Annotated in this window: 25 protein-coding genes; 7 read left to right on the top strand and 18 right to left on the bottom strand. The window is 61.3% G+C overall.

Translation table 11 applies throughout. The features are described 5' to 3' along the window. The first annotated feature begins 31 nt into the window (after positions 1 to 31). Positions 32 to 1,492: a membrane-bound lytic murein transglycosylase MltF gene (gene mltF, locus JL05_RS09955; protein ID WP_019452327.1), complete on the top strand. Its 1,461-nt coding sequence runs from the start codon at positions 32 to 34 to the stop codon at positions 1,490 to 1,492. Here mltF and tadA read toward each other — a convergent pair whose 3' ends face one another. Next, a complete protein-coding gene (tadA, locus tag JL05_RS09950; RefSeq protein ID WP_015378796.1) occupies positions 1,493 to 1,999 on the bottom strand; it encodes a tRNA adenosine(34) deaminase TadA in 507 nt (168 codons plus the stop codon). A gap of 117 nt (positions 2,000 to 2,116) precedes the next feature. On the opposite strand from tadA, the gene JL05_RS09945 reads away from it, so the two are divergent. After that, positions 2,117 to 3,169, top strand: coding sequence for a DUF2157 domain-containing protein (locus JL05_RS09945; RefSeq protein ID WP_033632313.1), 1,053 nt, complete (start codon positions 2,117 to 2,119; stop codon positions 3,167 to 3,169). Between the two features lie 48 nt (positions 3,170 to 3,217). Here JL05_RS09945 and yfhb read toward each other — a convergent pair whose 3' ends face one another. Genes yfhb through murQ form a run of 3 tightly spaced genes read right to left on the bottom strand, consistent with a single transcriptional unit; the run spans position 3,218 to position 6,157 of the window. Then, positions 3,218 to 3,874 (bottom strand): phosphatidylglycerophosphatase C, encoded by a 657-nt coding sequence (gene yfhb / locus JL05_RS09940; protein ID WP_033632312.1) that lies wholly within the window; start codon positions 3,872 to 3,874, stop codon positions 3,218 to 3,220. A gap of 3 nt (positions 3,875 to 3,877) precedes the next feature. Then, positions 3,878 to 5,245, bottom strand: coding sequence for a PTS transporter subunit EIIC (locus JL05_RS09935; RefSeq protein ID WP_033632311.1), 1,368 nt, complete (start codon positions 5,243 to 5,245; stop codon positions 3,878 to 3,880). Between the two features lie 18 nt (positions 5,246 to 5,263). Then, positions 5,264 to 6,157 (bottom strand): N-acetylmuramic acid 6-phosphate etherase, encoded by an 894-nt coding sequence (gene murQ / locus JL05_RS09930; RefSeq protein ID WP_033632310.1) that lies wholly within the window; start codon positions 6,155 to 6,157, stop codon positions 5,264 to 5,266. A gap of 167 nt (positions 6,158 to 6,324) precedes the next feature. Here murQ and JL05_RS09925 point away from each other — a divergent pair, with 167 nt between their 5' ends. After that, positions 6,325 to 7,173 carry a MurR/RpiR family transcriptional regulator gene (locus JL05_RS09925; protein ID WP_016929788.1) on the top strand — a complete coding sequence of 283 codons (849 nt, stop codon included), beginning with the start codon at positions 6,325 to 6,327 and terminating at the stop codon, positions 7,171 to 7,173. Between the two features lie 52 nt (positions 7,174 to 7,225). Further along, positions 7,226 to 7,486, top strand: coding sequence for a YfhL family 4Fe-4S dicluster ferredoxin (locus tag JL05_RS09920; RefSeq protein ID WP_033632309.1), 261 nt, complete (start codon positions 7,226 to 7,228; stop codon positions 7,484 to 7,486). 46 nt (positions 7,487 to 7,532) lie between these two features. On the opposite strand, the gene acpS is transcribed toward JL05_RS09920, so the two are convergent. From acpS to lepA, 7 genes are all read right to left on the bottom strand, one after another. Then, entirely contained in the window at positions 7,533 to 7,913 is a 381-nt protein-coding gene (gene acpS, locus JL05_RS09915) for a holo-ACP synthase (RefSeq protein WP_004929169.1), read from the bottom strand. Then, positions 7,913 to 8,644: a pyridoxine 5'-phosphate synthase gene (gene pdxJ / locus JL05_RS09910; protein WP_016929790.1), complete on the bottom strand. Its 732-nt coding sequence runs from the start codon at positions 8,642 to 8,644 to the stop codon at positions 7,913 to 7,915. The genes acpS and pdxJ overlap by 1 nt, the downstream gene beginning before the upstream one ends. A gap of 71 nt (positions 8,645 to 8,715) precedes the next feature. Beyond that, positions 8,716 to 9,447: a DNA repair protein RecO gene (gene recO / locus JL05_RS09905; RefSeq protein ID WP_004929165.1), complete on the bottom strand. Its 732-nt coding sequence runs from the start codon at positions 9,445 to 9,447 to the stop codon at positions 8,716 to 8,718. Between the two features lie 6 nt (positions 9,448 to 9,453). Next, complete coding sequence (gene era, locus JL05_RS09900; protein ID WP_004929162.1) at positions 9,454 to 10,362, bottom strand: GTPase Era; 909 nt, start codon at positions 10,360 to 10,362, stop codon at positions 9,454 to 9,456. Beyond that, on the bottom strand, positions 10,359 to 11,039 hold the full coding sequence (gene rnc, locus JL05_RS09895; protein ID WP_004929158.1) for a ribonuclease III: 681 nt from the start codon (positions 11,037 to 11,039) through the stop codon (positions 10,359 to 10,361). Before rnc ends, era begins: the two co-directional genes overlap by 4 nt. A gap of 234 nt (positions 11,040 to 11,273) precedes the next feature. Then, positions 11,274 to 12,251, bottom strand: coding sequence for a signal peptidase I (lepB, locus tag JL05_RS09890; RefSeq protein ID WP_033632308.1), 978 nt, complete (start codon positions 12,249 to 12,251; stop codon positions 11,274 to 11,276). Between the two features lie 32 nt (positions 12,252 to 12,283). Continuing rightward, on the bottom strand, positions 12,284 to 14,083 hold the full coding sequence (gene lepA, locus JL05_RS09885) for a translation elongation factor 4 (protein WP_004929150.1): 1,800 nt from the start codon (positions 14,081 to 14,083) through the stop codon (positions 12,284 to 12,286). Positions 14,084 to 14,602: 519 nt separating this feature from the next. Between lepA and JL05_RS09880 the strand changes: the two genes are divergently transcribed. Beyond that, positions 14,603 to 15,439, top strand: a complete 837-nt coding sequence (locus JL05_RS09880) for a hypothetical protein (protein WP_015378807.1) — start codon at positions 14,603 to 14,605, stop codon at positions 15,437 to 15,439. Here JL05_RS09880 and rseC read toward each other — a convergent pair. Genes rseC through rpoE form a run of 4 tightly spaced genes read right to left on the bottom strand, consistent with a single transcriptional unit; the run spans position 15,436 to position 18,127 of the window. Next, positions 15,436 to 15,912 (bottom strand): SoxR-reducing system protein RseC, encoded by a 477-nt coding sequence (rseC, locus tag JL05_RS09875; protein WP_033632307.1) that lies wholly within the window; start codon positions 15,910 to 15,912, stop codon positions 15,436 to 15,438. The genes JL05_RS09880 and rseC overlap by 4 nt on opposite strands. Next, positions 15,912 to 16,868 (bottom strand): sigma-E factor regulatory protein RseB, encoded by a 957-nt coding sequence (gene rseB, locus JL05_RS09870; protein WP_004929141.1) that lies wholly within the window; start codon positions 16,866 to 16,868, stop codon positions 15,912 to 15,914. Before rseB ends, rseC begins: the two co-directional genes overlap by 1 nt. Beyond that, positions 16,868 to 17,521, bottom strand: a complete 654-nt coding sequence (gene rseA, locus JL05_RS09865) for an anti-sigma-E factor RseA (RefSeq protein WP_015378809.1) — start codon at positions 17,519 to 17,521, stop codon at positions 16,868 to 16,870. Before rseA ends, rseB begins: the two co-directional genes overlap by 1 nt. 30 nt (positions 17,522 to 17,551) lie before the next feature. Further along, on the bottom strand, positions 17,552 to 18,127 hold the full coding sequence (gene rpoE / locus JL05_RS09860) for an RNA polymerase sigma factor RpoE (RefSeq protein WP_004929136.1): 576 nt from the start codon (positions 18,125 to 18,127) through the stop codon (positions 17,552 to 17,554). A 214-nt stretch (positions 18,128 to 18,341) separates the two neighbouring features. Between rpoE and nadB the strand changes: the two genes are divergently transcribed. Beyond that, on the top strand, positions 18,342 to 19,943 hold the full coding sequence (gene nadB / locus JL05_RS09855; RefSeq protein ID WP_172402678.1) for an L-aspartate oxidase: 1,602 nt from the start codon (positions 18,342 to 18,344) through the stop codon (positions 19,941 to 19,943). Positions 19,944 to 19,981: 38 nt separating this feature from the next. On the opposite strand, the gene trmN is transcribed toward nadB, so the two are convergent. Next, positions 19,982 to 20,728 carry a tRNA(1)(Val) (adenine(37)-N(6))-methyltransferase TrmN gene (gene trmN / locus JL05_RS09850; protein WP_172402677.1) on the bottom strand — a complete coding sequence of 249 codons (747 nt, stop codon included), beginning with the start codon at positions 20,726 to 20,728 and terminating at the stop codon, positions 19,982 to 19,984. Positions 20,729 to 20,860: 132 nt separating this feature from the next. On the opposite strand from trmN, the gene srmB reads away from it, so the two are divergent. Next, on the top strand, positions 20,861 to 22,186 hold the full coding sequence (gene srmB, locus JL05_RS09845) for an ATP-dependent RNA helicase SrmB (protein ID WP_015378813.1): 1,326 nt from the start codon (positions 20,861 to 20,863) through the stop codon (positions 22,184 to 22,186). Positions 22,187 to 22,238: 52 nt separating this feature from the next. On the opposite strand, the gene JL05_RS09840 is transcribed toward srmB, so the two are convergent. Together JL05_RS09840 and JL05_RS09835 are read right to left on the bottom strand one after the other, a co-directional pair. Beyond that, positions 22,239 to 22,994, bottom strand: coding sequence for an ankyrin repeat domain-containing protein (locus tag JL05_RS09840; RefSeq protein WP_033632304.1), 756 nt, complete (start codon positions 22,992 to 22,994; stop codon positions 22,239 to 22,241). Then, positions 22,987 to 23,949, bottom strand: coding sequence for a Tle-like phospholipase domain-containing protein (locus JL05_RS09835; RefSeq protein WP_033632303.1), 963 nt, complete (start codon positions 23,947 to 23,949; stop codon positions 22,987 to 22,989). Before JL05_RS09835 ends, JL05_RS09840 begins: the two co-directional genes overlap by 8 nt. Positions 23,950 to 24,062 lie beyond the last annotated feature (113 nt).

Below are 24,062 nucleotides of genomic sequence, written 5' to 3'. Positions count from 1 at the left end.
CGGCGTACCTGTGCCACCACTGGATAACTATTTGAAACGTCTTAAAATAAACTACATCCTCATCGGCGTTGTCACTCTGCTTCTGGCTCTCGCGCTGTGGCCCAACATCACCTGGCGCAGCGGCCAGGGCGGGCAACTCCAGGAGATCATTTCCCGCGGCGAGTTGCGTATCAGCACGCTGAATTCACCGCTGACCTATTTCAACACCAAGCAAGGGCCGGGTGGGCTCGACTACGAACTGGCCAAGCGCTTCGCCAACTACCTCGGGGTGAAGCTGGTGGTGATCCCCCATCAGAACATCAATGACCTGTTCGACGATCTGGACGACGACGACGCCGACCTGCTGGCGGCGGGCCTGATCTACAATCAGGAGCGCCTCAGCCGCGCGCGCACCGGCCCGGCCTACTACTCCGTTTCCCAACAGCTGGTGTACCGGCTGGGCACCGCGCGGCCGAAAAGCTTCGCCGACATCAAAGGCAAGCTGGCAGTCGCCTCCGGTTCCGCGCACGTCAGCACGCTAAAACAGCTCAAGCAGGATAAATACCCGGATCTCGCCTGGGAGTCCTCCAGCGATCTCACCTCCAAAGAGCTGCTGGAACGGGTGGCCGACGGCAAGCTGGATTACACCCTCGGCGATTCGGTGACCATCGCGCTGCTGCAGCGCATCCATCCGCAGCTGGCGGTGGCGTTCGACGTCACCGACGAAGAACCGGTCACCTGGTACCTGAAACGCGACGGCGACGACAGCCTGTACGCGGCGATGCTGGACTTCTACAGCCAGATGGTGGACGACGGCACCCTGGCGCGGCTGGAAGAGAAATACCTCGGCCACGTCGGCAGCTTCGACTATGTGGACACCAAAACCTTCCTGTCGGCCATCGATTCGGTGCTGCCCAACTTCCGCCCGCTGTTCGAGAAGCACGCCAACGAGATCGACTGGAAGCTGCTGGCGGCCATCGCCTATCAGGAATCGCACTGGAATCCGCAGGCCACCTCTCCCACCGGCGTGCGCGGCCTGATGATGCTGACCCGCGCCACCGCCGACGGCCTGGGGGTCAACGATCGCCTCGATCCGGAAGAGAGCATTCAGGGCGGCGCCCTGTACCTGCAGCGGCTGATGGCCAAGGTGCCGGACAGCGTGCCGGAAGACGAGCGCATCTGGTTCTCGCTGGCGGCCTACAACATGGGTTGGGGCCATATGCTGGACGCGCGCAAGCTGACCAAGACGCAAAAAGGCAACCCGGACAGCTGGGTCGACGTCAAACAGCGCCTGCCGATGCTCAGCCAAAAGCGCTACTACCCGCAGCTGACCTACGGCTATGCGCGCGGGCGTGAAGCCTACAACTATGTAGAAAACATCCGCCGCTATCAGGTCAGCCTGGTGGGCTATCTGCAGGAAAAAGAGAGAAAGGCGGCGCAGGCGGCCGCCGAGCAGGAGGCGTTGGGGAAAGGCTACCCGACGGTGATGCCGGAACTGGCGCTCAACTACTGATTATTCCGGCTTATCCGCCGCCCGCTGCGCCAGCCTGAGCGCTTTTTTCTGTTCGCGGCGCAGGCGGAAGAAATTGCTCAGGGTGGCGGCGCATTCGTCCGCCAGCACGCCTGAGACGATCTCCACCTGATGATTCATGCCCGGATGGCGCAAAATGTCCACCAGCGAACCGGCCGCGCCGGTTTTCTCGTCGGCGGCGCCATACACCAACCGGCGGATGCGGCTGTGCACCATCGCGCCGGCGCACATCACGCAGGGCTCCAGCGTGACGTACAGCGTGGCGTTCAGCAGGCGATAGTTTTGCAGCACCGCGCCGCCCTGGCGCAGCGCCATGATCTCGGCGTGTGCGGTAGGATCGTGGCGGCCGATCGGCCGGTTCCAGCCCTCGCCGATGACCTGATTGTCCAGCACCAGCAGCGCACCCACCGGCACCTCGCCCTCTTCCTGCGCGCGCAGGGCCAGCTGCAATGCCTGACGCATCCAGTACTCATCGTTATATTCAGTCATCGCATAATTCCTCGTGCGCTTTTGCGGCGGGCATTATACACACTAGCCCTCCTTTGTCGTAGCCGCCCGCCAATGGCTATACTGGCCGAATCGGCAGGTGATTCAGGGACAAGAAGCATGAAACTCAGTAAAAAGTACGCCGTCGTGGTGCGCAAGGCGCTGGACGGCTGGGTTGGGGAAGGCGCCATGACGCCCGAACAACGGCAGCAACTGCTGCAGCATGTGGACGTGCAACCTTTCGACTGGCGGCGGCTGGCGCGCTATGCGTTTCTCGCCGCGCTGGCCTCGCTGCTGATCGCCGTCACCAGCCTGTTCGCCGACAGCGAACTGCTTGCATGGCTGAGCGGACTGTTCCGCTTCGACGCGCCGGTGCGCATGGCGATCGCCGGCGTACTCGCGGCGCTGGCCTATGTCTGGGCGCTGCGCCGCCGCCAACGGCACCCGGAAAAACGTTACGGCAACGAAGCGGCATTGTTTGTCGCCGTGTTACTTACCGCCTGCGCCTTATGGCAACTGGGGGTCTGGCTGGATAACGGCAGCGGCCGGGTTTCCGTACTGCTGCTGGTCGCCGCGCTGCTGTACGGCGCGATCGGCTGGCTCAGCCGCTCCGGGCTGGTGTGGTGGTTCGCCCTGCTGTCGCTCGGCAATGCCTTCGGCGCCGAGACCGGCTACCTGTCCGGCTGGGGCGCCTACTGGCTCGGCATGAGTTACCCGATTCGCTTTATCGCCTTTGGCGCGGTGCTGATCGCCGCCGCATTACTGCTGCGGCCGCTGTTGGCGCAGCGCGGCCTGCAGCGGGTGTCGCTGGCGATGGGGCTGCTGTACCTGTTCATCGCCCTGTGGCTGCTGTCTATCTTCGGCAACTACGGCGATCTCGACAGCTGGTACCGCGCGCGCCAGATCGAGCTATTCCACTGGAGCCTGCTGTTCGGGCTGGCCGCCCTCGCCGCCATCTGGCTGGGGCTGAAGCATGACGACGCCATGCTGCGCGGTTTCGGGCTGACCTTCCTCGGCATCAACCTGTATACCCGTTTGTTCGAGTTTTTCTGGGACAGCATGCCGAAGACGATTTTCTTCGCGCTGCTCGGGCTGAGCCTGTGGGCGTTGGGGCACTATGCAGAAAAGATTTGGCAGCTGGGGCGCAAGCCGCACGACGTGAGCGACGACTGATCGCGGTACCGATAAAAGCAACCAAGGGCGGAATTCTCCGCCCTTGGTTTATTCCAGCTGCTGCAGCTCGCCCTGCTTGCTCACCCGCCAGCGGTGCTCGCAAAAGAACAGCAGCGGATTATCCTGCTTGCTGTCGCTGTAACCGCTGTACAGCTGCAGCGGCGCGCCGAGCCGCTGTTCCAGCTGCACCACTTTCTGCGCCCCCAGGCAGCGCAGGGTCAAGACCCAACCGCCGCAGCGGCGCGTGATGCGGCTGCCGATCAACCGCACCCGCGGCAGAAACGCCGAATCGTGATACACCTGCTCCACCAGCCGTTCCGGCGAGCCGGTAATCAGCCACACTTCGGCATCGTGCTCCTCCAGATACTGCCGCAGCCGCATTTGCACCACCGGAAACGCGGTCACCTTCTGGCGGAAAGCCTCGATAAACTGCCGCTCCAGCGCCTTCAGCGTCGCTTCAGAACGCCCGAAAGTAATCGCCCACAGCAGCAGGCTCATCGGCCAGCGCGCTGCGCGCCCCAGCAGCAGCAGCGCCAACCCGATCGGCGGCAGCAGTGGTATTACCAGCAGCAGGTTCAGCGGTAGGCGGCGCAGCAGAAAGCGCAAAAAACTGCCGAACATATCCTCCTGATGCAGGGTGCCGTCCAGATCGAAAAAGACCACGCGGCGCCCCTCTGCGGCCGGTTGTTGCTGCTTGTCGCTCAAACGCTACTCCTCGGGATCGTCGAACCCCATCATCCAGGTGAAGAGAAAACCGGCGATAATCGTAATCAGCATCCCCGCCAGATACAACATCACCTTACCTGAGACGATGGTCAACGCCAAAGGCAGCCCCGAAATGCCGAAGGTGATGACCGTCGCCACCTTCCAGTAGCTGATCAGCGCACCGCCGACCGCCCCGCCAAGGCAGGCGCCGATAAACGGCCGGCCCAGCGGCAGCGTCACCCCGAAGATCAGCGGCTCGCCGATGCCGAGAATGCCGACCGGCAACGCCCCTTTGATCACCTTCTTCAGCCGCGCGTTGCGGGTTTTCAGCAGCACCGCCAGCGCCGCCCCCACCTGACCGACGCCGGCCATCGCCAGGATCGGCAGCAGCGGGTTGGAACCGTGCGCCTGCACCAGCTCGACGTGGATCGGCACCAGCCCCTGATGCAGGCCGGAGAGCACCAGCGGCAGGAACAGCCCCGAGAGCAACGCCCCCACCAGCAGCCCGCCCTTGTCGATCGCCAGATTGGCGCCGTGGGCGATGGCATCGGAAATACCCCCCCCGAGCGGCTGCAGGATCAGGATCGCCAATGAGGCGGTGACCAGCGTGGTCAGCAATGGGTTAAGGATCAGTTCGACCGACTCCGGCAACAGCGTGCGCAGGCGCTTCTCCACCCAGCACATCAACGCCACCACCAACAATACGGCGATCACCCCGCCGCGCCCCGGCTGCAGCGCCTCCCCGAACAGGGTGATCTGCGCCAGCGCCGGACTGGAGAGAATGCCGGCCATCACGCCGCCCATCGCCTGCGAACCGCCAAACACCCGCGCGGCGTTGACCCCGACCAGAATGTTCATGATGGCGAACACCGCGCTGCCGAAGATCGCCAGCAGCCCCAGCGCGTTCGGGTAGTCCACCGCCAGCTGGCCGGCGATGTCGGGCCGTTTCAGCAGGTTGATGATGCCGGTGATCAGGCCCGAGGCGATAAACGCCGGGATCAGCGGAATAAAGACATCGGCCAGCTTTTTCAGCGCGCCGCTCATCGGCGCAGCGTATTTTTGCTTGGCCTGCGCCTTGGTGCGGGCGGCGTCACCGACGGCGGCAACGGGCTGCGCATCACCGCTCAGCAGCCCGCGCATGGCGTCCACCACCTTGGCGGCGGCGCCCGGACCGACGATAAACTGATGCTGTTCACCCTGCTTGATATAGCCCTTCACCCCCGGCAGCTGCTTGAGGGCGGCCAGATCCAGCCGCTGCTCATCGCTGACCTCGACGCGCACCCGCGTCATGCAGTTTTCCAGTTTGAGGATATTGCCCTCGCCCCCTACGCCCGCCAGGATCTGTGTCGCCAATGCCGTTGTCTTGTCCATCGCCGCCCCCACCGTGAATTAACGCGCCAGCGCCGCGCGCAGGTAGCCATTGTGCCGCTGCAGCCGCTGCTGCGCCTCATCGGCGCTGACGCCAGCTAAAATCATCAGGATCGCCGGTTTGACCTCAAAGGCGGTCTGCGCCAGCGCCGCCTCAGCCTGAGCGCGTTCGGCGCCGGTGGCCTCCATCACGATGCGGCAGGCGCGATCCACCAGTTTGACGTTGGTAGCCTTCACGTCCACCATCAGGTTCTGGTAGACCTTGCCCAGTTTGACCATCGCACCGGTCGACAGCATGTTGAGTACCAGTTTCTGCGCGGTGCCGGATTTCAGGCGCGTTGAGCCGGTCAGCGCCTCCGGCCCCACCACCGGCGAAATCGCCACCTGTGCTTCGTGCGCAATCGGCGAATCCGGGTTGCAGGAGATGGCCGCCGTCGGGCAGCCCAGCCCGCGCGCATAGCGCAGTGCGCCGATCACGTAGGGCGTACGCCCCGAGGCCGCCAACCCCACCACCATATCGACGGCGGTGAGGTTCAGCGCCCGGAGATCGGCTTCACCCAGGGCCTCGTCATCTTCCGCCCCCTCCACCGCTTTGAGCAGCGCGCCCGGCCCGCCGGCGATTAGCCCCACTACCACGCCGTGCGGCACGCCGAAGGTCGGCGGGCACTCGGAGGCGTCCAATACGCCCAGGCGACCGCTGGTGCCGGCGCCCAAATAAATCAACCGGCCGCCGGCCTTCAACGCCGCCGCGGCCAAATCGACTGCCTGTGCAATCGCCGGCAACACCTTTTCGATCGCCTCCGGCACTTTGCGATCCTCCTGGTTAAAGCAACGAACCATGTCTAGCGTCGACATTTCATCCAGCCCCATGGTGGCTGGGTTGCGGGTTTCCGATACCAGTGCGCCTAAGTTCATCTGTTCACCTTTGAATTTTTAATTCACAAAATTAAATCAATATTTGAATATTTTATTCAACAAAGCGAGCGCTATTTGCTATTTTAACGGTGAGCTCACAAAAATTTTCACCGCGCGTTTTCGCCCTCTGCATGGCAAAATGGCCGCTGGTTTCCAGGGAAAGAACAATGAGTACCCTTCTGCGCATTCGCCAGATGTATCCGACACTGGCGCAAAACGACCGCAAGCTGGCGGACTTTCTGCTGAATAACGCCGAGCAGGCGCGCCATCTCAGCTCGCAAAAGCTGGCTCAGTTGGCCGGCATCAGCCAGTCGAGCGTGGTGAAGTTCGCCCAAAAACTGGGCTATAAAGGTTTCCCGGCGCTGAAGCTGGCGCTGAGCGAGACGCTGGCCCAACCGCAGGCCGAGCCGGTGGTGACCGTTCACAACCACATCCTCAGCAGCGATACGCTGAAAACCGTCGGTGAAAAGCTGCTGGCGGAAAAGCAGGCGGCGCTGCGCGCGACGCTCGACATCAACAGCGAAGAGCGGCTGCATCAGGCGCTGGACATGCTGCGCCAGGCGCGCCGGGTGATGCTGATCGGCATCGGTGCCTCCGGGCTGGTGGCCAAGGATTTTTCCTTCAAGCTGCTGAAAATTGGCGTGATGGCGGTGGCCGAAGCGGATATGCACGTCCAACTGGCGGCGGTGCAGGCGCTGGACAAACGCGATCTGCTGCTGGCTATCTCCTTCAGCGGCGAGCGGCGTGAAATCAATCTGGCGGCGGAAGAAGCGCGCCAGGCCGGCGCCAGGGTGCTGGCGCTGACCAGCTTCTCGCCCAACGGCCTGCAGCAACGCGCGGACCACTGCCTCTATACCATCGCCGAAGAACCCCACACCCGCAGCGCGGCCATCTCCTCCAGCACGGCCCAGTTCGCCCTCACCGACCTGCTGTTTATGGCGCTGATCCAGCACGACCTCGATCATGCCCGCGATCGCATCAAACACAGCGAACAGTTAATGAAAAAGTTGGTTTAACCGGTATAATCGCCGCTGCGAAAATACCCCTGTTAATAATGAGAGATACGCCATGGCCCTGCTAATCACACGCAAATGCATCAACTGCGACATGTGCGAGCCGGAATGCCCGAACCAGGCGATTTCGATGGGCGATGAGATCTACCAAATCGATACCGACCGCTGCACCGAGTGCGTTGGCCATTACGATACGCCAACCTGTCAGCAGGTCTGCCCCATCGACAACACCATCATTACCGATCCGCAGCATCGCGAGACTAATGAGCAGCTGTGGGATAAGTTCGTGGTGTTGCACCACGCCGATCGCATTTAACCCGCCGCAGGACTGACAAGGGCGCCGCAGGGCGCCCTTTCTATTTTCAGCTTTCGACGATCACCGTCGCGCAGGCATAGCGCCTTTCATCGGCCAGCGAAACGTGGATCGCGGTGACCCCCATCTCCCCCGCCAGCTCGGCGGCGCGGCCGTGCAAACGAATATTCGGTTTGCCCAACGCATCGTTGAACACCTCGAACTGGTTGAACGCCAGGCCGTTGCGAATGCCGGTGCCGAACGCCTTGGCGGCGGCCTCTTTCACCGCGAAACGCTTGGCCAGAAAGCGAATCGGCTGCTGGTGCTGCTGGTACAGCGCCCACTCGGCGTCGCTCAGCACCCGGCGCGCCAGACGATCGCCGCTGCGCTCCACCACCGCTTCGATACGCGCCATCTCGACGATGTCGGTACCCAGCCCGAGCACCGCCATTACCGACGCGCTTCCCGCATCAGCACTTTCATGTCGGCAACCGCGGCCGGCAGCCCGCTCATCACCGCCTGGCCGATAATCGCATGGCCGATGTTCAGCTCGTGCATTTCCGGCAGCGCGGCGATCGGCTGCACGTTATGGTAGGTCAGGCCGTGGCCGGCGTTGACCTTCAGCCCCTTCTCGGCCGCGTAGGCGGCGGCGACCGCGATGCGGCGCAGCTCGGCCTGTACCGCCAGCTCGCCCTGCGCTTCCGCGTAGGCGCCGGTGTGGATTTCGATATAGGGGGCGCCCACCGCCACCGCCGCGTCAATCTGGCGATGATCGGGATCGATGAACAGCGAAACCAGAATGCCCGCCTGAGCCAGGCGCTCGACCGCCACGCTCATTTTGTCCAGCTGGCCGGCGACGTCCAGGCCGCCTTCGGTGGTCACTTCCTCGCGTTTTTCAGGCACCAGGCAACAGAAATGCGGCTGCAGCTCAATGGCGATGTCCAGCATCTCGTCGGTCACCGCCATCTCCAGGTTCATGCGCGTCTGGATGGTCTGGCGCAGCAAGCGCACGTCGCGGTCGGTGATGTGGCGGCGATCTTCGCGCAGATGCACGGTAATGCCGTCGGCCCCCGCCTGTTCGGCAATGAATGCCGCCTGAACCGGATCCGGGTATTGGGTTCCGCGCGCGTTACGTAACGTGGCGATGTGATCGATATTGACGCCCAGCAGCAAATCAGCCATGACAACCTCTAAATACGATTTTCAGTGCCAGCAGTTTACACGCGGGCGCAGGGCGGAAAAAGGGGAAAAGGTCAGGCGTCGTCAACCGGCGTATTCGGCTGTTTGCGCACGAACTGGCGGAACAGTTCGCGGCTCTTCAACGGTTTGCCGCCGAGGTAGGGTTTCAGCGCCATGCGGGTGAAACGCTTGGCGGCGCGCAGCGTCTCGGCATCGGGAAACTGCCGCTCCGCCAGCGCGCGCAGTTCACGCCCGGTGAAGCTGTAGTGATCCACCACCAGGCTGGCGATAAAGCCTTTCTCTTCGCGGTAACGGTAGGTCATGGCGTCATCCACCGGCAGGCCGCTGCCGGCGCAGTGCAGAAAATCGAGGCCGTAGCCGAGATGATGCAACAAGGCCAGCTCGAACTGGCGCAGCGCCTGTTCCGGTGAACTGTCTTCCGCCGCCAGCGCCTGCAGGCATTGCAAGTAGTCGAAGAACAGCACCGAGTAGTTGGTTTCCTGCTCCAGCACGCGCGCCAGCAGTTCGTTCACGTACAGGCCGCTGTAAAGCATCATGCCGCTGAGGGGTAAACCGAGAGAGACCGCTTCGGCGTTGCGCAGCGTTTTCACTTCGCCGCGGCCGCCCCAGCGCACTAACAGGGGGGTAAAGGGTTGCAAGCAACCCTTCAGATTGGAGCGGCGGCTGCGCGCGCCTTTCGCCAGCAAGCGCACCCGCCCATGACCTTCGGTAAACAGATCCAGCATCAGACTGGTTTCACTGTACGGCCGCCCATGCAGGACGAAAGCGCGCTCCCAGCCGTCCACGGATCGTTACTTCAGATCGTCAACATAGCCCAGGCTGCGCAGCGCACGTTCGTCGTCCGCCCAACCGGATTTCACTTTCACCCACAGCTCGAGATGCACTTTGGCGTCGAACATCTGTTCCATGTCCTGACGCGCTTCGATGCCGATGGTTTTGATCTTGGCGCCCTTGTTGCCGATGACCATTTTCTTCTGGCCTTCGCGCTCAACCAGGATCAGGCCGTGCACATCGTAGCCGCCGCGATCGTTAGCCACGAACTGTTCGATTTCTACCGTCACCGAGTACGGCAGCTCTTCGCCCAGGAAACGCATCAACTTCTCGCGAATGATCTCGGACGCCATAAAGCGCTGAGAGCGATCGGTGATGTAATCTTCCGGGAAGTGGTGTTCAGCTTCCGGCAGCAGCTTGCGCACGATGCCGGCGATGGTGTCGACGTTCATCCCTTTCTCGGCGGAGATAGGCACCACGTCGAGGAAGTTCATCTGCTGGCTGAGGAACGCGATGTGCGGCAACAGCTTGGATTTGTCGGTAACGTTATCGACCTTGTTGATCGCCAGCAATACCGGGCAGCGCAGGCTGCGCAGCTTGTTGACCACCATTTCGTCGTCGGCGGTCCAGTTGGTGCCTTCGACCACGAAGATCACCAGCTCAACGTCGCCGATCGAGCTGCTGGCCGCGCGGTTCATCAAACGGTTGATGGCGCGTTTTTCTTCGATGTGCAGCCCGGGGGTATCGACGTAGATCGCCTGATAGGCGCCATCGGTGTCGATGCCCATGATGCGGTGACGGGTCGTCTGCGGCTTACGCGACGTAATGGAAACCTTCTGCCCCAGCAGTTGGTTCAGCAACGTCGATTTGCCCACGTTCGGGCGGCCGACGATGGCGATAAACCCGCAGTGTTGTTTTACTTCGCTCATTCAAGCTCCAGCTTTTTCAGCGCTTGTTCCGCTGCCGCCTGCTCGGCTTTACGGCGGCTCGAGCCGGTGCCCACCACGGGCTCGCTCAAACCACTCACCTGGCAGTGGATGGTAAACTCCTGGTCGTGCGCTTCACCGCGAACCTGCACCACCAAATAAGAAGGCAACGGCAGATGACGCCCCTGCAAAAATTCCTGCAAACGGGTTTTCGGGTCTTTCTGCTTATCGCCGGGGCTGATTTCGTCCAACCGGCTGCGATACCAGTCCAAAATCAGACGCTCGACGGTCTGGATGTCGCTGTCCAGGAACACGCCGCCGATCAATGCCTCCACCGTATCCGCCAGGATTGATTCGCGGCGGAACCCACCACTTTTCAATTCGCCCGGCCCAAGCCGCAGACATTCGCCCAGGTCAAACTCGCGCGCCATCTCCGCCAGCGTGTTGCCGCGCACCAGCGTAGCGCGCATGCGGCTCATGTCGCCCTCGTCTACGCGAGGAAAACGGTGATAGAGCGCATTGGCGATGACAAAGCTCAGAATCGAGTCACCCAGAAACTCAAGACGTTCATTGTGTTTACTGCTGGCGCTGCGGTGAGTCAAAGCCTGCAGTAAAAGCTCCTGCTGTTGAAAAGTGTAGCCCAGCTTCCGCTGCAGCCTGTTTATTACGATGGGGTTCATGAGTTACCAATAGATCAAGAATGCGTCAAAAACTTGCAGCACACGGAACAGGCCTGCTTCGCCGAAAGCCGATCCAAAGCTGTTTCGTTTGCAGTGGCTCCCAGCAGGAGCCAACTTTTATCGCTCGAGAAGGTATTCTACAACGAGTGGAAACATAATGCTGTGTTTATATCCTCTTAATCTTTCACGCCGCAGTAGGCTGCGGCGTGAAATTGACAGGGAATAAATCAGCGATTAATGAATGCCGCCGATCCGGCTGAAACGCACGCCGGTAGGCCACTCGCCTTCCTGTTTTTCAAAGCTCATCCAGATGGCCGTGGCTTTGCCCACCAGATTCTTCTCCGGCACAAAGCCCCAGTAACGGCTGTCCGCGCTGTTGTCACGGTTGTCGCCCATCATGAAGTAATGCCCGGCCGGCACCACCCACTCCGCCAACGGTTTGCCCGGCTGTTGGTAGTAAGCGCCCACCCGATCCTGCGCGTCCGGCACGGTCAGGATGCGGTGCGTGACGTTGCCGAGGCTTTCCTGGCGCTCACGCATGCGAATGCCGCCCGACGGCACGTTATCGTTCAGCGGGATCTGGTAGAAGCCGTTGCTGGCCTCGCCCATGCCGCTGCGGCTGAACAGCTGCACGAAGTCGCTCGGCTGCGCATCGGCGTAGGTCACGGCCAGCGCGGTATCACAGGGCTGCCCGCTGTTGCAGGACGGCTGCACCGTGACGCGCTTATTCACCGGATCGTAGGTAATACGGTCGCCCGGCAGGCCAATCACGCGCTTGATATAATCCAGTTTCGGATCCAGCGGATATTTAAATACCGCAATATCACCACGCTTCGGATGGCCGGTTTCAATGAGCGTCGTCTGGGTAATCGGATCTTTAATGCCGTAGGCATATTTCTCCACCAGAATGAAATCGCCAATCAACAGCGTCGGCATCATTGAGCCGGACGGGATCTGGAACGGTTCGTAAATAAACGAACGCACCACAAACACCAGCAGCAACACCGGGAAGACCGATGCGCCGGTCTCCACCCAGCCTGGCTGCTTCGCCACTTTCGCCAGCGTTTTATCGTCTACGGCGCCCGCGGTCTGTGCGTTGACCGCCGCAATCTTCGCGCGGCGGGCCGGCGCCCATTTAAAGCGCTCGAAGCACCAGATGATCCCGGTGACCAGGGTGGCCAACGCCAGGATCAGGGCAAACATATTCGCCATGCAAACTCCCTCGTTTCGCGAACTCGTCGCGGTTACTTGCCGTCTTTACCGACGTGCAGAATGGCCAGGAACGCTTCCTGCGGCAGCTCGACGTTGCCGACCTGCTTCATGCGCTTCTTACCGTCTTTCTGTTTCTGCAGCAGCTTTTTCTTACGGCTGACGTCACCGCCGTAGCATTTCGCCAGCACGTTTTTACGCAGCTGCTTCACGGTGGAGCGCGCGATGATGTGCGTGCCGATCGCCGCCTGAATCGCGATGTCGAACTGCTGACGCGGGATCAGATCTTTCATCTTCTCCACCAATTCACGACCGCGGTACTGCGAGTTGTCGCGGTGAGTGATCAGCGCCAGCGCATCCACGCGCTCGTTGTTGATCAGCACGTCCACGCGCACCATGTCAGAGGCCTGGAAGCGCTTGAAGTTGTAATCCAGCGACGCATAACCGCGCGACGTGGACTTCAGGCGGTCGAAGAAGTCGAGCACCACTTCCGCCATCGGGATTTCATAGGTCAGCGCCACCTGGTTGCCGTGGTAGACCATGTTGGTCTGCACGCCGCGCTTCTCAACGCACAGGGTGATGACGTTGCCCAGGTATTCCTGCGGCATCAGCATGTGACATTCGGCGATCGGCTCGCGCAGTTCCTGGATGTTGTTCAACGGCGGCAGCTTGGATGGGCTGTCGACGTAGATCACTTCCTTGCCGGTGGTTTCCACTTCATAGACTACCGTCGGCGCGGTGGTGATCAGATCCAGATCGTATTCACGCTCCAGACGCTCCTGAATGATCTCCATGTGCAGCAGACCGAGGAAGCCGCAGCGGAAGCCGAAGCCCAACGCGGTGGAGCTTTCCGGTTCGTAGAACAGGGAGGCGTCGTTAAGGCTCAGCTTGCCCAGCGCATCGCGGAAAGATTCATAGTCGTCGGAGCTGATCGGGAACAGACCGGCGTACACCTGCGGCTTCACTTTCTTGAAGCCCGGCAACGCTTTATCCGCCGGCTGACGCGCCTGCGTCAGGGTATCGCCCACCGGCGCGCCGAGGATGTCTTTGATCGCACAGACCAGCCAGCCCACTTCGCCGCAGTTCAGCACGTCGCGATCGACCTGCTTCGGCGTGAAGATGCCCAAACGATCGGCGTTATACACCTGGCCGGTGCTCATGACCTTGATCTTGTCGCCCTTGCGCAGCGTGCCGTTCTTGACGCGCACCAGCGACACGACGCCCAGGTAGTTATCGAACCAGGAGTCGATGATCAGCGCCTGCAGCGGCGCATCCGGATCGCCCTGCGGCGGCGGAATGTCGCGCACCAGGCGCTCCAGCACGTCGGGCACGCCGACGCCGGTTTTGGCCGAGCAGCGCACCGCATCGGTGGCGTCGATACCGACGATGTCTTCGATTTCCTGCGCGGCGCGATCCGGATCGGCGGCCGGCAGGTCGATTTTGTTCAACACCGGCACCACTTCCAGATCCATTTCGATCGCGGTGTAGCAGTTGGCCAGCGTCTGGGCTTCTACGCCCTGGCCGGCGTCCACCACCAGCAGCGCGCCTTCGCAGGCCGCCAGCGAGCGGGAAACTTCATAGGAGAAGTCGACGTGGCCGGGAGTGTCGATAAAGTTAAGCTGATAGGTCTGCCCATCCTGCGCTTTATAATCCAGCGTCACGCTCTGCGCCTTGATGGTGATGCCGCGCTCGCGCTCCAGATCCATGGAATCGAGCACCTGCGCAGCCATTTCACGGTCGGTCAAGCCACCGCAGATTTGGATAATGCGGTCAGACAGCGTCGACTTACCGTGGTCAATATGGGCAATAATGGAGAAATTTCGTATATGCTTCATTATAAAAGTTTTTCTGCCTTGGTATTTCTGAATTACTCGCCTATAGAAACCCGCATGGACCTAAAGCGACAGTGAATGGGTGAGGCCGTCTTGCACCTGAATCGCTGCATTCTACATGCCACACCACTGAAAACCTAGCGATCGGTGCAGTGAAGGCATTCTATTATGCGCCGCTAAATGTTACAGGGCGCCCCGGCGGGTGAAAACAGATGTTAACGCGGACGATGCGGCCTGAACCCAAGGCTTGCCGGTGCTTCGTGGCCGTCAAACTTCGGCGCTAATACATAACCGGCCACAGCGCAATAAACCCTCTCCGAAATTATAAAAAAAGAATATTTGGATCAACCTCTTAGAATTCCATTTTGCCCCACTTCCTTTAGGAAAAACCCCATATACGCCACCACCGTCCCTCGGATAGAAAGGGCATGAGCTCCGCGACAAAACATTATTCAGGGCACTACATCGGCAGCCCACCGGGGTTCACCAGCATATCTGCGTACGTTGATTGGAAGGTGCATTATGATCGATAAAGGGCAAATGCTGAGCCGGCACGATTTTTCAAAGGTCAACTGGGGCATACTGGCGGCGGCGGCGCTGCTGTTTAGCGTGGGGGCAGCGCTGTTGGTGCTGCCGCTGCTGAGCAGCATTGACGAGAGCCAGGTCATCACGCTGTTGCAAGCCGGCGCGGGCACGATTTTACTCGGCTGTACGCTGCTGGCGCTGCGGCATTATCTGCGTCCGACGCTGACCTATCGTCTGTACGAGCACGGCGTGCGGGTCTTTGACAGCCACCATCACAAAGAGCGTTTTATCCCGTTTGAGAAGATCGGCGACATCTATCGTTTTCGCGGCGGCCAGGCTTTTGGCGGGCTGTTTGACGTTACGGCGTTCCGCGCCGGTGCAGATCAGCCCTGGTGCACGGTTTTCAGCAACGTCGCCCACTCGTGGCGATTGGCGGACGTGATCGTCGACCAACAGCTGCAGCAGCGCGGGCCGCTGGCGCTGAATGCGCTCTATCAGGGGGGAACGGTATCGTTTCACACCATAGAGGGCGACGCGCGCTGGCTGTGGCAGTTGCTGCTCGGCAAGCAGCAAGGCACGCCGACCGAAACGCTGCGGCTGAGCGCCACCCTGCTGACGACGGAACGGGGAAACGTGCCTATCGAACAGATCCGCGCGTTGGAAAATCATCCGCAGCGCGGCATCCGCTTATTCGACGGCCAGGGAAATGTGCTGTTCGCGATTAACTACGATTCGCTGCTCAGCGCCGATCTATTCATCGCGCTGTTGGAGCATATGATCCACAACCGCATCCCCGCCTATCACAACCCGGCGATGACGCGGCCATCGGTTTAAATCAGCGGGGAGTTTTCCGCCTGCATGCGCATCGCGGTAGGCGGCAACCCAATTTGCAGCACCACCGGCTGGTAATCCGCCTGCTCGCCCAGACGTCGGGCCAAGCGGCGAGCCAGCATAAAGGCCGCACCGCCGCCCAACACGGCGCCAACTGCCGCCGAGGCGTCGCTGCCGAAACAATATTGCAGCAACGCGCCGCCCAGCATCATACCCAGCAGCGGCGTCAGGTAAACCAGCATGGCGGAGCGCAGCAGGCTGCCTTCCGCGATGCCGACCTCGACGCGCTGCCCCGGTTCGAGCGGCTGATCGATATGTACCTGCAGCTGATGCTCGGTTTCCGGCACCAGCTCGTTCAGCGCACGCGCGCCACAGCCGGAGCGCGCAGTGCAGCTGCCGCAGCCGGCCTTGGGTTCACAGCGCAGCAGCGCTACGCCCTGTTGCCACGAAACCACCGTGGCCCACTCTTTCATCATTACGGCGATACCTTGAAAGAAATGCTGTCGGCGATGCGCTTGGCCGTCGCCGGCGGCAATTCGCCCACAATCGTGATTTCGTTGCCCGCGCGCACTTCGGTCTGAATGGTGCGGCGCCCCTGACGGTAGTACTGCTGCCCGGCGCCGCTGCCCGCCGGGCTGACGTTGACCGAGAAGCTGAACAGGCCGTCGCTGTAGAGCCGGGATTCCACCGGCACGGCGACGTTCGGCAATTTGCGGCGATTGCGCGCCACCTCGTCCACGCCGGCCGGCAGCCAGCCGGTGCTCCAGCTGAGCTGGACGTTTTCCACCGCCGGCAGCGACAGCAGCGGCGGCAGGTTGGCCTTGAGCAGCCCCTGCATCGCGCCCTGCACCTCGGCGCCGACCGCAAAGGAGATCACCCGATATTGCTCCAGCGTTTCGCCGTCGCGATCGAGCAGATCCACCCGCAGCGGCAGCTTGGTGTCTTCGTCCATCCAGACGATGTAGCTGTAGCGGGAACCGTCGCGCGCCACCACGCGCAGCACTTCACACGGCCGATCGGCGATGCGGGTGCTGCCCACGGAGATGAAGTCGTAATACTTCGCCAGACGGGTGAAATCGGCATAAACGATCGCCGGCAGCGCATCGACGATGTGATCGCCAGTGAGCGTGAACGGCTCCAGACCGGGTTCGAAGTAGCTGATCCCGCCGCCGCGCTGCAACACTTCGCGGCGCGGGCCATCCATATGCAGCAGCTGGCCGAGCGGCACGTTGCCGATCACCGCATGGCGATAGCGCAACGACTCGATTCCCTGCTTGCTGACGCTGATGTAGGCGAGCTCGTAATTGAGAGAACGGCTGGCGCTGCTCATCTGTTGCAATAACGCCCCGGACGCAGTTGGCTGCGCCGGGGCGATGCTGGAATAGAGCAGGCTGCCCGTCAATAAACAAACGGAGAACCAGATTTGCTTCATTACTGCTGTTGCATTCCTAAAGACTGAGTTCCGGGAACCTGAATGGCAGCCTGTTGCGGGTTGCCTTGCTCAAGCTGCAGCTGATCCGAATGCAGGCGACGTTGCAGTTCATAGTCCTGCAGCATGGCGTTGATACGCTTGCGCTGTTCCTGCACCTGCTGCTGTTGGCCGCTGCCGGTGGAGAAACTGTCGGCAGGAACGCCCAGGCTGACCGGCGAGGCCTGCCCCATGATCGGCAGCGTGGTGAAGGCCGGCGATTCGGACGCGTTCGATGTCGCAGAAGGCTGGTTGTAGTGCTGCACGCCGACGATCACCGCCAGCGACACGCAGGCCGCCATGCCGATTTGCGTAATCTGGCTCGCCCAAGGACGCACTTTGTCCCAGAACGGCATTTTCTGCCAGGTGTGAGGCTGCGGCTGAGATTCCTGAACGGCGGAAGGCACCAGCCGGGCGGGTTCTTTCTCAAGTGCAGCGGCGACGCGATCGGCGATGTCGAGATGCATCACTTGTCCGACATCACCTCGCAGTGTGTCACGTATCAGGTGATAGCTCTGCCAGCTTTGTTGAAGCGTTCGATCTTGCGACAGAGAACTCAACAGCTCGCTGTCGAACGATTCACCATCCATCAGAGCGGAAAGCTTTTCTTTCTGCATGCCTAAGTACCCTTCCTGTGCCCGCCATTGCTAACGCTGGATCAGCGGTTGAACTTTATTATCGATAGCTTCCCGGGCGCGGAAAATACGCGAACGTACGGTTCCGACCGGGCAATCCATGATGGCGGCTATTTCTTCGTAGCTTAGACCATCCAACTCCCGCAGGGTAATCGCCATGCGAAGATCCTCAGGGAGAGACTCAATGGTACGGAAAACTATCTGTCTCAGCTCTTCTGACAACATTAAGTTCTCAGGGTTCGAAATTTCTTTCAGTGCGCCCGCACTTTCGTAATTTTCCGCATCGTTGGCGTCCACATCACTGGATGGCGGACGGCGCCCCTGAGCAACCAGATAATTCTTTGCCGTGTTCACGGCGATTCGATACAACCAGGTATAAAAAGCGCTGTCGCCACGGAACGATTCCAGTGCGCGATAGGCCTTGATAAACGACTCCTGCACCACATCGGGCACATCGCCCTGCGGCACATAGCGGGAAACGAGACTCGCCACCTTATGCTGATAGCGCACTACCAGTAGGTTAAACGACTTCTGGTCGCCCTTTTGGACCCGCTCGACCAGAACTTGATCCGTTAACTGCTCGCTCATCCGAGGTAAACTCTCCCCAAATCCGTCTCCACGCGTAAAATTGTACTGCCAGCCATACATTATTTTCCTGAGCAAGCACTCGCTTGGAGTTCATATAGAACACGAAGTTCCATATCGCCATTGTTTTTTCTGTTGATGTCACCCTATCCGTGGCTTTTGCCAGGACAGTTAGGCTAACATGAAATTCACTCTTCTTCTGCACACATCATACGTTATGCAACCATCATCTGAACATGTTAGCGATGTACTGATCGTCGGCAGCGGCGCTGCGGGCCTGTCACTGGCGCTGCGCCTGGCGCAGCATTGCAAGGTTACCGTTCTCAGCAAGGGGCCGCTCAGCGAGGGAGCCACCTTTTACGCCCAGGGCGGGATCGCCGCGGTGTTCGATGAGACGGACAGCATTGCCTCACACGTTGATGACACTTTGATTGCCGGCGCCGGTCTGTGCGACAAAGAGGCCGTCGAATTCATCGCCGGCAACGCGCGCCACTGCGTGCAATGGCTGATCGATCAGGGCGTGCTGTTTGACACCGAGGTCAACGCGCAGGGCGAGGAGCATTATCACCTCACGCGCGAAGGCGGCCACAGCCATCGCCGCATCCTGCACGCCGCAGACGCTACCGGTAAGGAAGTAGAGACCACGCTGGTAGGGAAAGCAAGCGCTCACCCCAATATTTGCGTGATGGAACGCCGCAACGCGGTTGACCTTATTACCTCGAACAAAATCGGCCTGCCGGGCACCCGCCGAGTGGTGGGCGCTTACGTCTGGAACCGCGAGCTGGAGCGGGTGGAAACCTACCGCGCCAAAACGGTGGTGCTGGCGACCGGCGGCGCGGCCAAGGTATACCAATACACCACCAACCCGGACATCTCCTCCGGCGACGGCATCGCCATGGCCTGGCGCGCCGGCTGCCGGGTCGCCAACCTGGAGTTCAACCAGTTCCACCCGACCTGCCTGTTCCACCCGCAGGCGCGCAACTTCCTGCTGACCGAAGCGCTGCGCGGCGAAGGGGCTTACCTGAAGCGCCCGGACGGCAGCCGCTTTATGCCGGATTTCGACCCGCGCGGCGAACTGGCCCCGCGCGATATCGTCGCCCGCGCCATCGACCATGAAATGAAGCGCCTGGGCGCCGACTGCATGTACCTGGACATCAGCCACAAGCCGGCGGCGTTCATCACCCAGCACTTCCCGATGATCCACGAAAAGCTGCTGACGCTGGGCTTCGATCTGACTCGGCAACCGATCCCTATCGTCCCGGCGGCGCACTACACCTGCGGCGGCGTGATGGTCGATCAGCACGGCCGCACCGATCTCGACGGGCTGTACGCCATCGGCGAGGTCAGCTACACCGGCCTGCACGGTGCCAATCGCATGGCGTCGAATTCACTGCTGGAGTGCCTGGTTTACGGTTGGTCGGCGGCGGAAGACATTCTGCAGCGCCTGCCGTTCATCCAGCAGGCCAAACAGGTGCCGCACTGGGATGAAAGCCGGGTGGACGATGCGGACGAACGGGTGGTGATCCAGCACAACTGGCACGAGCTGCGGCTGTTCATGTGGGATTACGTCGGCATCGTGCGCACCACCAAGCGCCTTGAGCGCGCCCTGCGCCGCATCAATACGCTGCAGGCGGAAATCGACGAGTACTACGCTCACTTCCGCATCTCCAACAACCTGCTGGAGCTGCGCAATCTGGTGCAGGTGGCCGAACTTATCGTGCGCAGCGCCATGGCGCGCAAAGAGAGCCGCGGCCTGCACTACACGCTGGACTACCCGGATTTGCTGCCGGAAGCGCAGCCGACCATTTTGCAGCCTTAAACCATGCGACAGGGCGCCTTATCGGCGCCCTTTTCCTTTCAGTAAAACAGATAGAAGTCGGCGATCAACCGGCGGAAATCGTCGGTATAGCTGCCGTCGGCCTGTTTGATCGCCAGCGCCTGCTCCCGCAGCGGCGTTTCCTTACGCATCAGCGCCAGCAGCACCCGGTGCCGCGGCGTATCGGCCCGATCGCTGACGTTCACTTTCGCCGCCGTGTGCCAGCCGCTTTGCTGCGCCAGGCGTTCAAATTCGGCGCCGATGTCGTGCGGCAGCACCACGCAAAACGTTCCTTGCTCCACCAGCAGCTGCGCCGCGCAGGCCAACAGCGCGTCGTGCGTCAGGGTTTCGGTGTAGCGCGCGTTGTGGCGCGCCTGATCGCGGCAGGCCACCGCCGGCTCAAAATAAGGCGGATTGCTGACGATCAGATCATACTCAGCGGCATGCTGCTGCGCATAATGGTGAATATCCTGCGCATGCACGCGGATGCGCTGCGACCACGGCGATTCCGCCGCGTTTTCGCGCGCCTGGCCGGCGGCGGCTTCGTCCAGTTCCACCGCGTCGACGGTCACCTCGTCGCCGCTGCGCTGCGCCAGCATCAGCGCGATCAGCCCGCTGCCGCTGCCGATGTCCAGCACCCGGCGCGCCTGCCCCACCGGCGCCCAGGCGCCGAGCAACACCCCGTCGGTGCCCACTTTCATGGCGCAACGATCGTGGGCGACAAAGAATTGTTTAAAGGTAAATCCCCCGCGGCGCGGGGTAAAATCGGCTTTCGATCGCTTGCTCACACTCACCACCTGGCTATAAAACTGGCGTAGCATAAGGCAATCTGATCGGCGGGAAAAGAGCGGCTTTCCGCTTAAATAGGTGAAGATCGCGGCCAACCCGTCTATAATCGGCGCCCCAAGTAGAGGTAGACCATGACAGCAACCACTTTTTCCGAACTCGAACTCGATGATCGCCTGATCGACGCGCTGCGCGACAAAGGCTACGATCGCCCCACCGCCATCCAGGCCGCTGCGATCCCGCCGGCGATGGACGGGCGCGACGTCTTAGGTTCGGCTCCGACCGGCACCGGCAAAACCGCCGCCTTCCTGCTGCCCGTGTTGCAGCACCTGCTGGACTTTCCACGCAAGAAATCCGGCCCGCCGCGCGTGCTGATCCTGACGCCAACGCGCGAGCTGGCGATGCAGGTCGCCGACCAGGCGCGTGAATTGGCTGCTCATACCTCGCTGGATATCGCCACCATCACCGGCGGCGTCGCTTACATGAACCATGCGGAAGTGTTCAGCGAAAACCAGGACGTGGTGGTCGCCACCACCGGCCGCTTGCTGCAATACATTAAAGAAGAGAACTTCGACTGCCGCGCGGTGGAAACCCTGATCCTCGACGAAGCCGACCGCATGCTTGACATGGGCTTCGCGCAGGACATCGAAACCATCTCCGCCGAAACCCGCTGGCGCAACCAAACGCTGCTGTTCTCCGCCACGCTGGAAGGCGAAGCGATCCGCGAATTCGCCGAGCGCATCCTGAAAGAGCCGGTGGAAGTGGAAGCCGACCCGTCGCGCCGCGAACGCAAAAAGATCCTGCAGTGGTACTACCGCGCAGATGACGTGCAGCACAAAACCGCGCTGCTGATCCACCTGCTGAAACAGCCGGACGTGCAAAAATCGGTGATCTTCGTGCGCAAGCGCGAGCGCGTGCACGAACTGGCCACCTGGCTGCGCGAAGCGGGCATCAACACCTGCTATCTCGAAGGCGAAATGGTGCAGGCCAAACGCAACGAAGCGGTCAAACGCATGATGGATGGCCGGGTTAACGTGCTGGTGGCCACCGACGTTGCCGCGCGCGGCCTGGATATCCTCGATATCACCCACGTATTCAACTTCGACATGCCGCGCACTGCGGATACCTACCTGCACCGCATCGGCCGTACCGGCCGCGCCGGGCGCAAAGGCACCGCCATTTCGCTGGTGGAAGCGCACGATCATCTGCTGCTGGGCAAAGTGGGCCGTTACCTGAACGAACCGCTGAAAGCGCGCGTGATCGACGAACTGCGGCCGAAAACCAAGGTGCCGAACGAGAAGAGCAACGGTAAACCGTCGAAGAAAGTGCTGGCAAAACGCGCGGAAGAAAAAGCGAAAAGCAAAGAAAAAGCCAACAAGGTGAAAGTGCGCCATCGCGACGCCAAAAACGTCGGCAAACGCCGTCAGGCGAAGGCCAAACCGGCCGGCGACGCGCAATAACCGCCACTGTTCAAGAAAAAACCGCCTGTGCAGGCGGTTTTTTTATGGGCGTTTACTGCTGCGCGTAATGCGTGGCCAGGCGGTGCCCCTGCAGCCATTTATCCAGTTCGCGGAACTGCGCCTTCAGCTCTTCATTCTGCAAATGCGCCGGCGTTTGCGAGAAATAAAACTGGAACGCAAAACCCTGCTGATTGCGCGCCCGGGCATCGGCCCCAGCCTGCAACAGCAACAGCGCCAGATGCGGCGCATTAATCTTCGCCGCCAGATGCAGCGGGGTATCCCCCAGCCGATCGCTCAGGGTGGTGTCCGCCCCGGCCGCCAGCAGCAGCCGCAGTTGCTCCTCACGCCCGGCCAGTACCGCCGCCGCAAGCGGTGTGGCGCCGGTAACGGCATTACGCACGTTCACCTGCTTAACCTTGGCCAGCAGCAACCGCAGGTACTGCGCATCGTGCAATATCGCTGCGGTGTGCAGCGCACTGTTGCCGTCCAGCCCCGCCGCCGCCGCATCGGCGCCGAGATCCAGCAACGCCTGCACGCTGGCCGGCTGCTGAGAAAGCACCGCCCACTGCAACAGCGTGACCTGCCGATCGCCCCGTTCGCGCAAACGATCCTGCGTAGCCTGCGCATGGATACCCTGCGTATCGCCGCGCGCCACCGCCTGAGCCAGCGCCAGATTGCTGCAGCCGTCAAACGGTGAAATCTCCTGCCCCATCTGTTGCTCCTTAGCCATCATCAGTAAACCGATCACCGCGACCAGCGCCAGTAAGGCTATCGCCAGCGCCCGCCGCAAGCGACGCCCTTCAGGCATTGGCCTTCGCCTCCCACGGCTTTTGTTCCGCCATCGAGCTTATCACCTTGTCGATGCCGTGCGCCGTCAGGCTGCGATCGAGATGTTTGCTCGGCCGCCAGTCATCGATACCGGTCAGGGTATCGCTGTTGGCCAGGGTGATGTTGTGGCCAATGGCGTCCGGGATCAGCGAAGTCGACTCCTGGGTGCTGGTCAGCATGTCATATTGCTCGCTGTAACGACGAATGCCGCCGGCTTCAGCATCTTTCTTCGCCACCGCCGGATCGATACCCAGGCGATTCAGCGTGTAATCCGACACCCCGGCCGCATTGAAGGTGACCGCGACGGTGCCGGTCGCCAGCGCCGCCGTGGCCGCCAGACCGCCGCCGAGCGAATGGCCGGCGATCACCAGCGCATCGCCGAAGGCCGCCTTGGCGCTTTTGGCGGCGGCAACCGCCTGATTGTACTGCACATCATCATAACCCGTCGCCTGCCGCACGTTGCTCAGCCAGTCGCGCCAGTCGTTGGTGCCGGCGAACGCCAACACATACTGCTTGTCGTTGCTGTAAACCCCGGCCTGGAAACCGCTGCCCGCGTCGTGCAGGCTGGCGGGATCGATGCCGAAACCGAGCAGTGCGTTGTCGCTCAGACGGTTGAACCCGGCGGCGCCCTGGCCGTTCAGCGAGTAAACGTCCTTGGCCAACAGCGCCAACGCATAATCGCCCTCTTGCGATTGCTGCCCCCGGGTCACGCCCGGCACTGCCGCCGCCGTCGGCGCCGCTGCGGAGAGATCGCCGACCAGCGTATTCAACAGATTCTGCGCATTGAGCGTGTTCTGAGAGGGGGAGGCCACCGGCGCGGGACTTGCCGGCGCGGCTGCGGGCTGCGCCGCCGGTGCCGTCTCGGCGATGGCGCGAGGTGTAGGGATCGCGGCCACCGGGGATACTGCAGAGGTAAAACTTAAAGGCATACTCATGCCGACTCCTTGTCGATAGACTTTTTATTGAGCACCTGAATAGGTACTGACTTAGCTATCGGCAGGTCGGATGAGTTCTGTATCAGGAATGCTTAACTTTGTGCAAATTGTGA

It is taken from the genome of Serratia nematodiphila DZ0503SBS1 (assembly GCF_000738675.1).
Classification (GTDB): Bacteria; Pseudomonadota; Gammaproteobacteria; order Enterobacterales; family Enterobacteriaceae; genus Serratia; species Serratia nematodiphila.
This window is presented reverse-complemented; position numbering and strand designations above follow the sequence as displayed.

Coding starts and splice junctions, on each gene's coding strand:
- tadA (WP_015378796.1), bottom strand. CDS start 1,999: ATGACTGAATATAACGATGAGTACTGGATGCGTCAGGCATTGCAGCTG.
- JL05_RS09945 (WP_033632313.1), top strand. CDS start 2,117: ATGAAACTCAGTAAAAAGTACGCCGTCGTGGTGCGCAAGGCGCTGGAC.
- JL05_RS09935 (WP_033632311.1), bottom strand. CDS start 5,245: ATGGACAAGACAACGGCATTGGCGACACAGATCCTGGCGGGCGTAGGG.
- murQ (WP_033632310.1), bottom strand. CDS start 6,157: ATGAACTTAGGCGCACTGGTATCGGAAACCCGCAACCCAGCCACCATG.
- JL05_RS09925 (WP_016929788.1), top strand. CDS start 6,325: ATGAGTACCCTTCTGCGCATTCGCCAGATGTATCCGACACTGGCGCAA.
- JL05_RS09920 (WP_033632309.1), top strand. CDS start 7,226: ATGGCCCTGCTAATCACACGCAAATGCATCAACTGCGACATGTGCGAG.
- acpS (WP_004929169.1), bottom strand. CDS start 7,913: ATGGCGGTGCTCGGGCTGGGTACCGACATCGTCGAGATGGCGCGTATC.
- pdxJ (WP_016929790.1), bottom strand. CDS start 8,644: ATGGCTGATTTGCTGCTGGGCGTCAATATCGATCACATCGCCACGTTA.
- era (WP_004929162.1), bottom strand. CDS start 10,362: ATGAGCGAAGTAAAACAACACTGCGGGTTTATCGCCATCGTCGGCCGC.
- rnc (WP_004929158.1), bottom strand. CDS start 11,039: ATGAACCCCATCGTAATAAACAGGCTGCAGCGGAAGCTGGGCTACACT.
- lepB (WP_033632308.1), bottom strand. CDS start 12,251: ATGGCGAATATGTTTGCCCTGATCCTGGCGTTGGCCACCCTGGTCACC.
- lepA (WP_004929150.1), bottom strand. CDS start 14,083: ATGAAGCATATACGAAATTTCTCCATTATTGCCCATATTGACCACGGT.
- JL05_RS09880 (WP_015378807.1), top strand. CDS start 14,603: ATGATCGATAAAGGGCAAATGCTGAGCCGGCACGATTTTTCAAAGGTC.
- rseC (WP_033632307.1), bottom strand. CDS start 15,912: ATGATGAAAGAGTGGGCCACGGTGGTTTCGTGGCAACAGGGCGTAGCG.
- rseB (WP_004929141.1), bottom strand. CDS start 16,868: ATGAAGCAAATCTGGTTCTCCGTTTGTTTATTGACGGGCAGCCTGCTC.
- rseA (WP_015378809.1), bottom strand. CDS start 17,521: ATGCAGAAAGAAAAGCTTTCCGCTCTGATGGATGGTGAATCGTTCGAC.
- rpoE (WP_004929136.1), bottom strand. CDS start 18,127: ATGAGCGAGCAGTTAACGGATCAAGTTCTGGTCGAGCGGGTCCAAAAG.
- nadB (WP_172402678.1), top strand. CDS start 18,342: ATGCAACCATCATCTGAACATGTTAGCGATGTACTGATCGTCGGCAGC.
- srmB (WP_015378813.1), top strand. CDS start 20,861: ATGACAGCAACCACTTTTTCCGAACTCGAACTCGATGATCGCCTGATC.
- JL05_RS09840 (WP_033632304.1), bottom strand. CDS start 22,994: ATGCCTGAAGGGCGTCGCTTGCGGCGGGCGCTGGCGATAGCCTTACTG.
- JL05_RS09835 (WP_033632303.1), bottom strand. CDS start 23,949: ATGAGTATGCCTTTAAGTTTTACCTCTGCAGTATCCCCGGTGGCCGCG.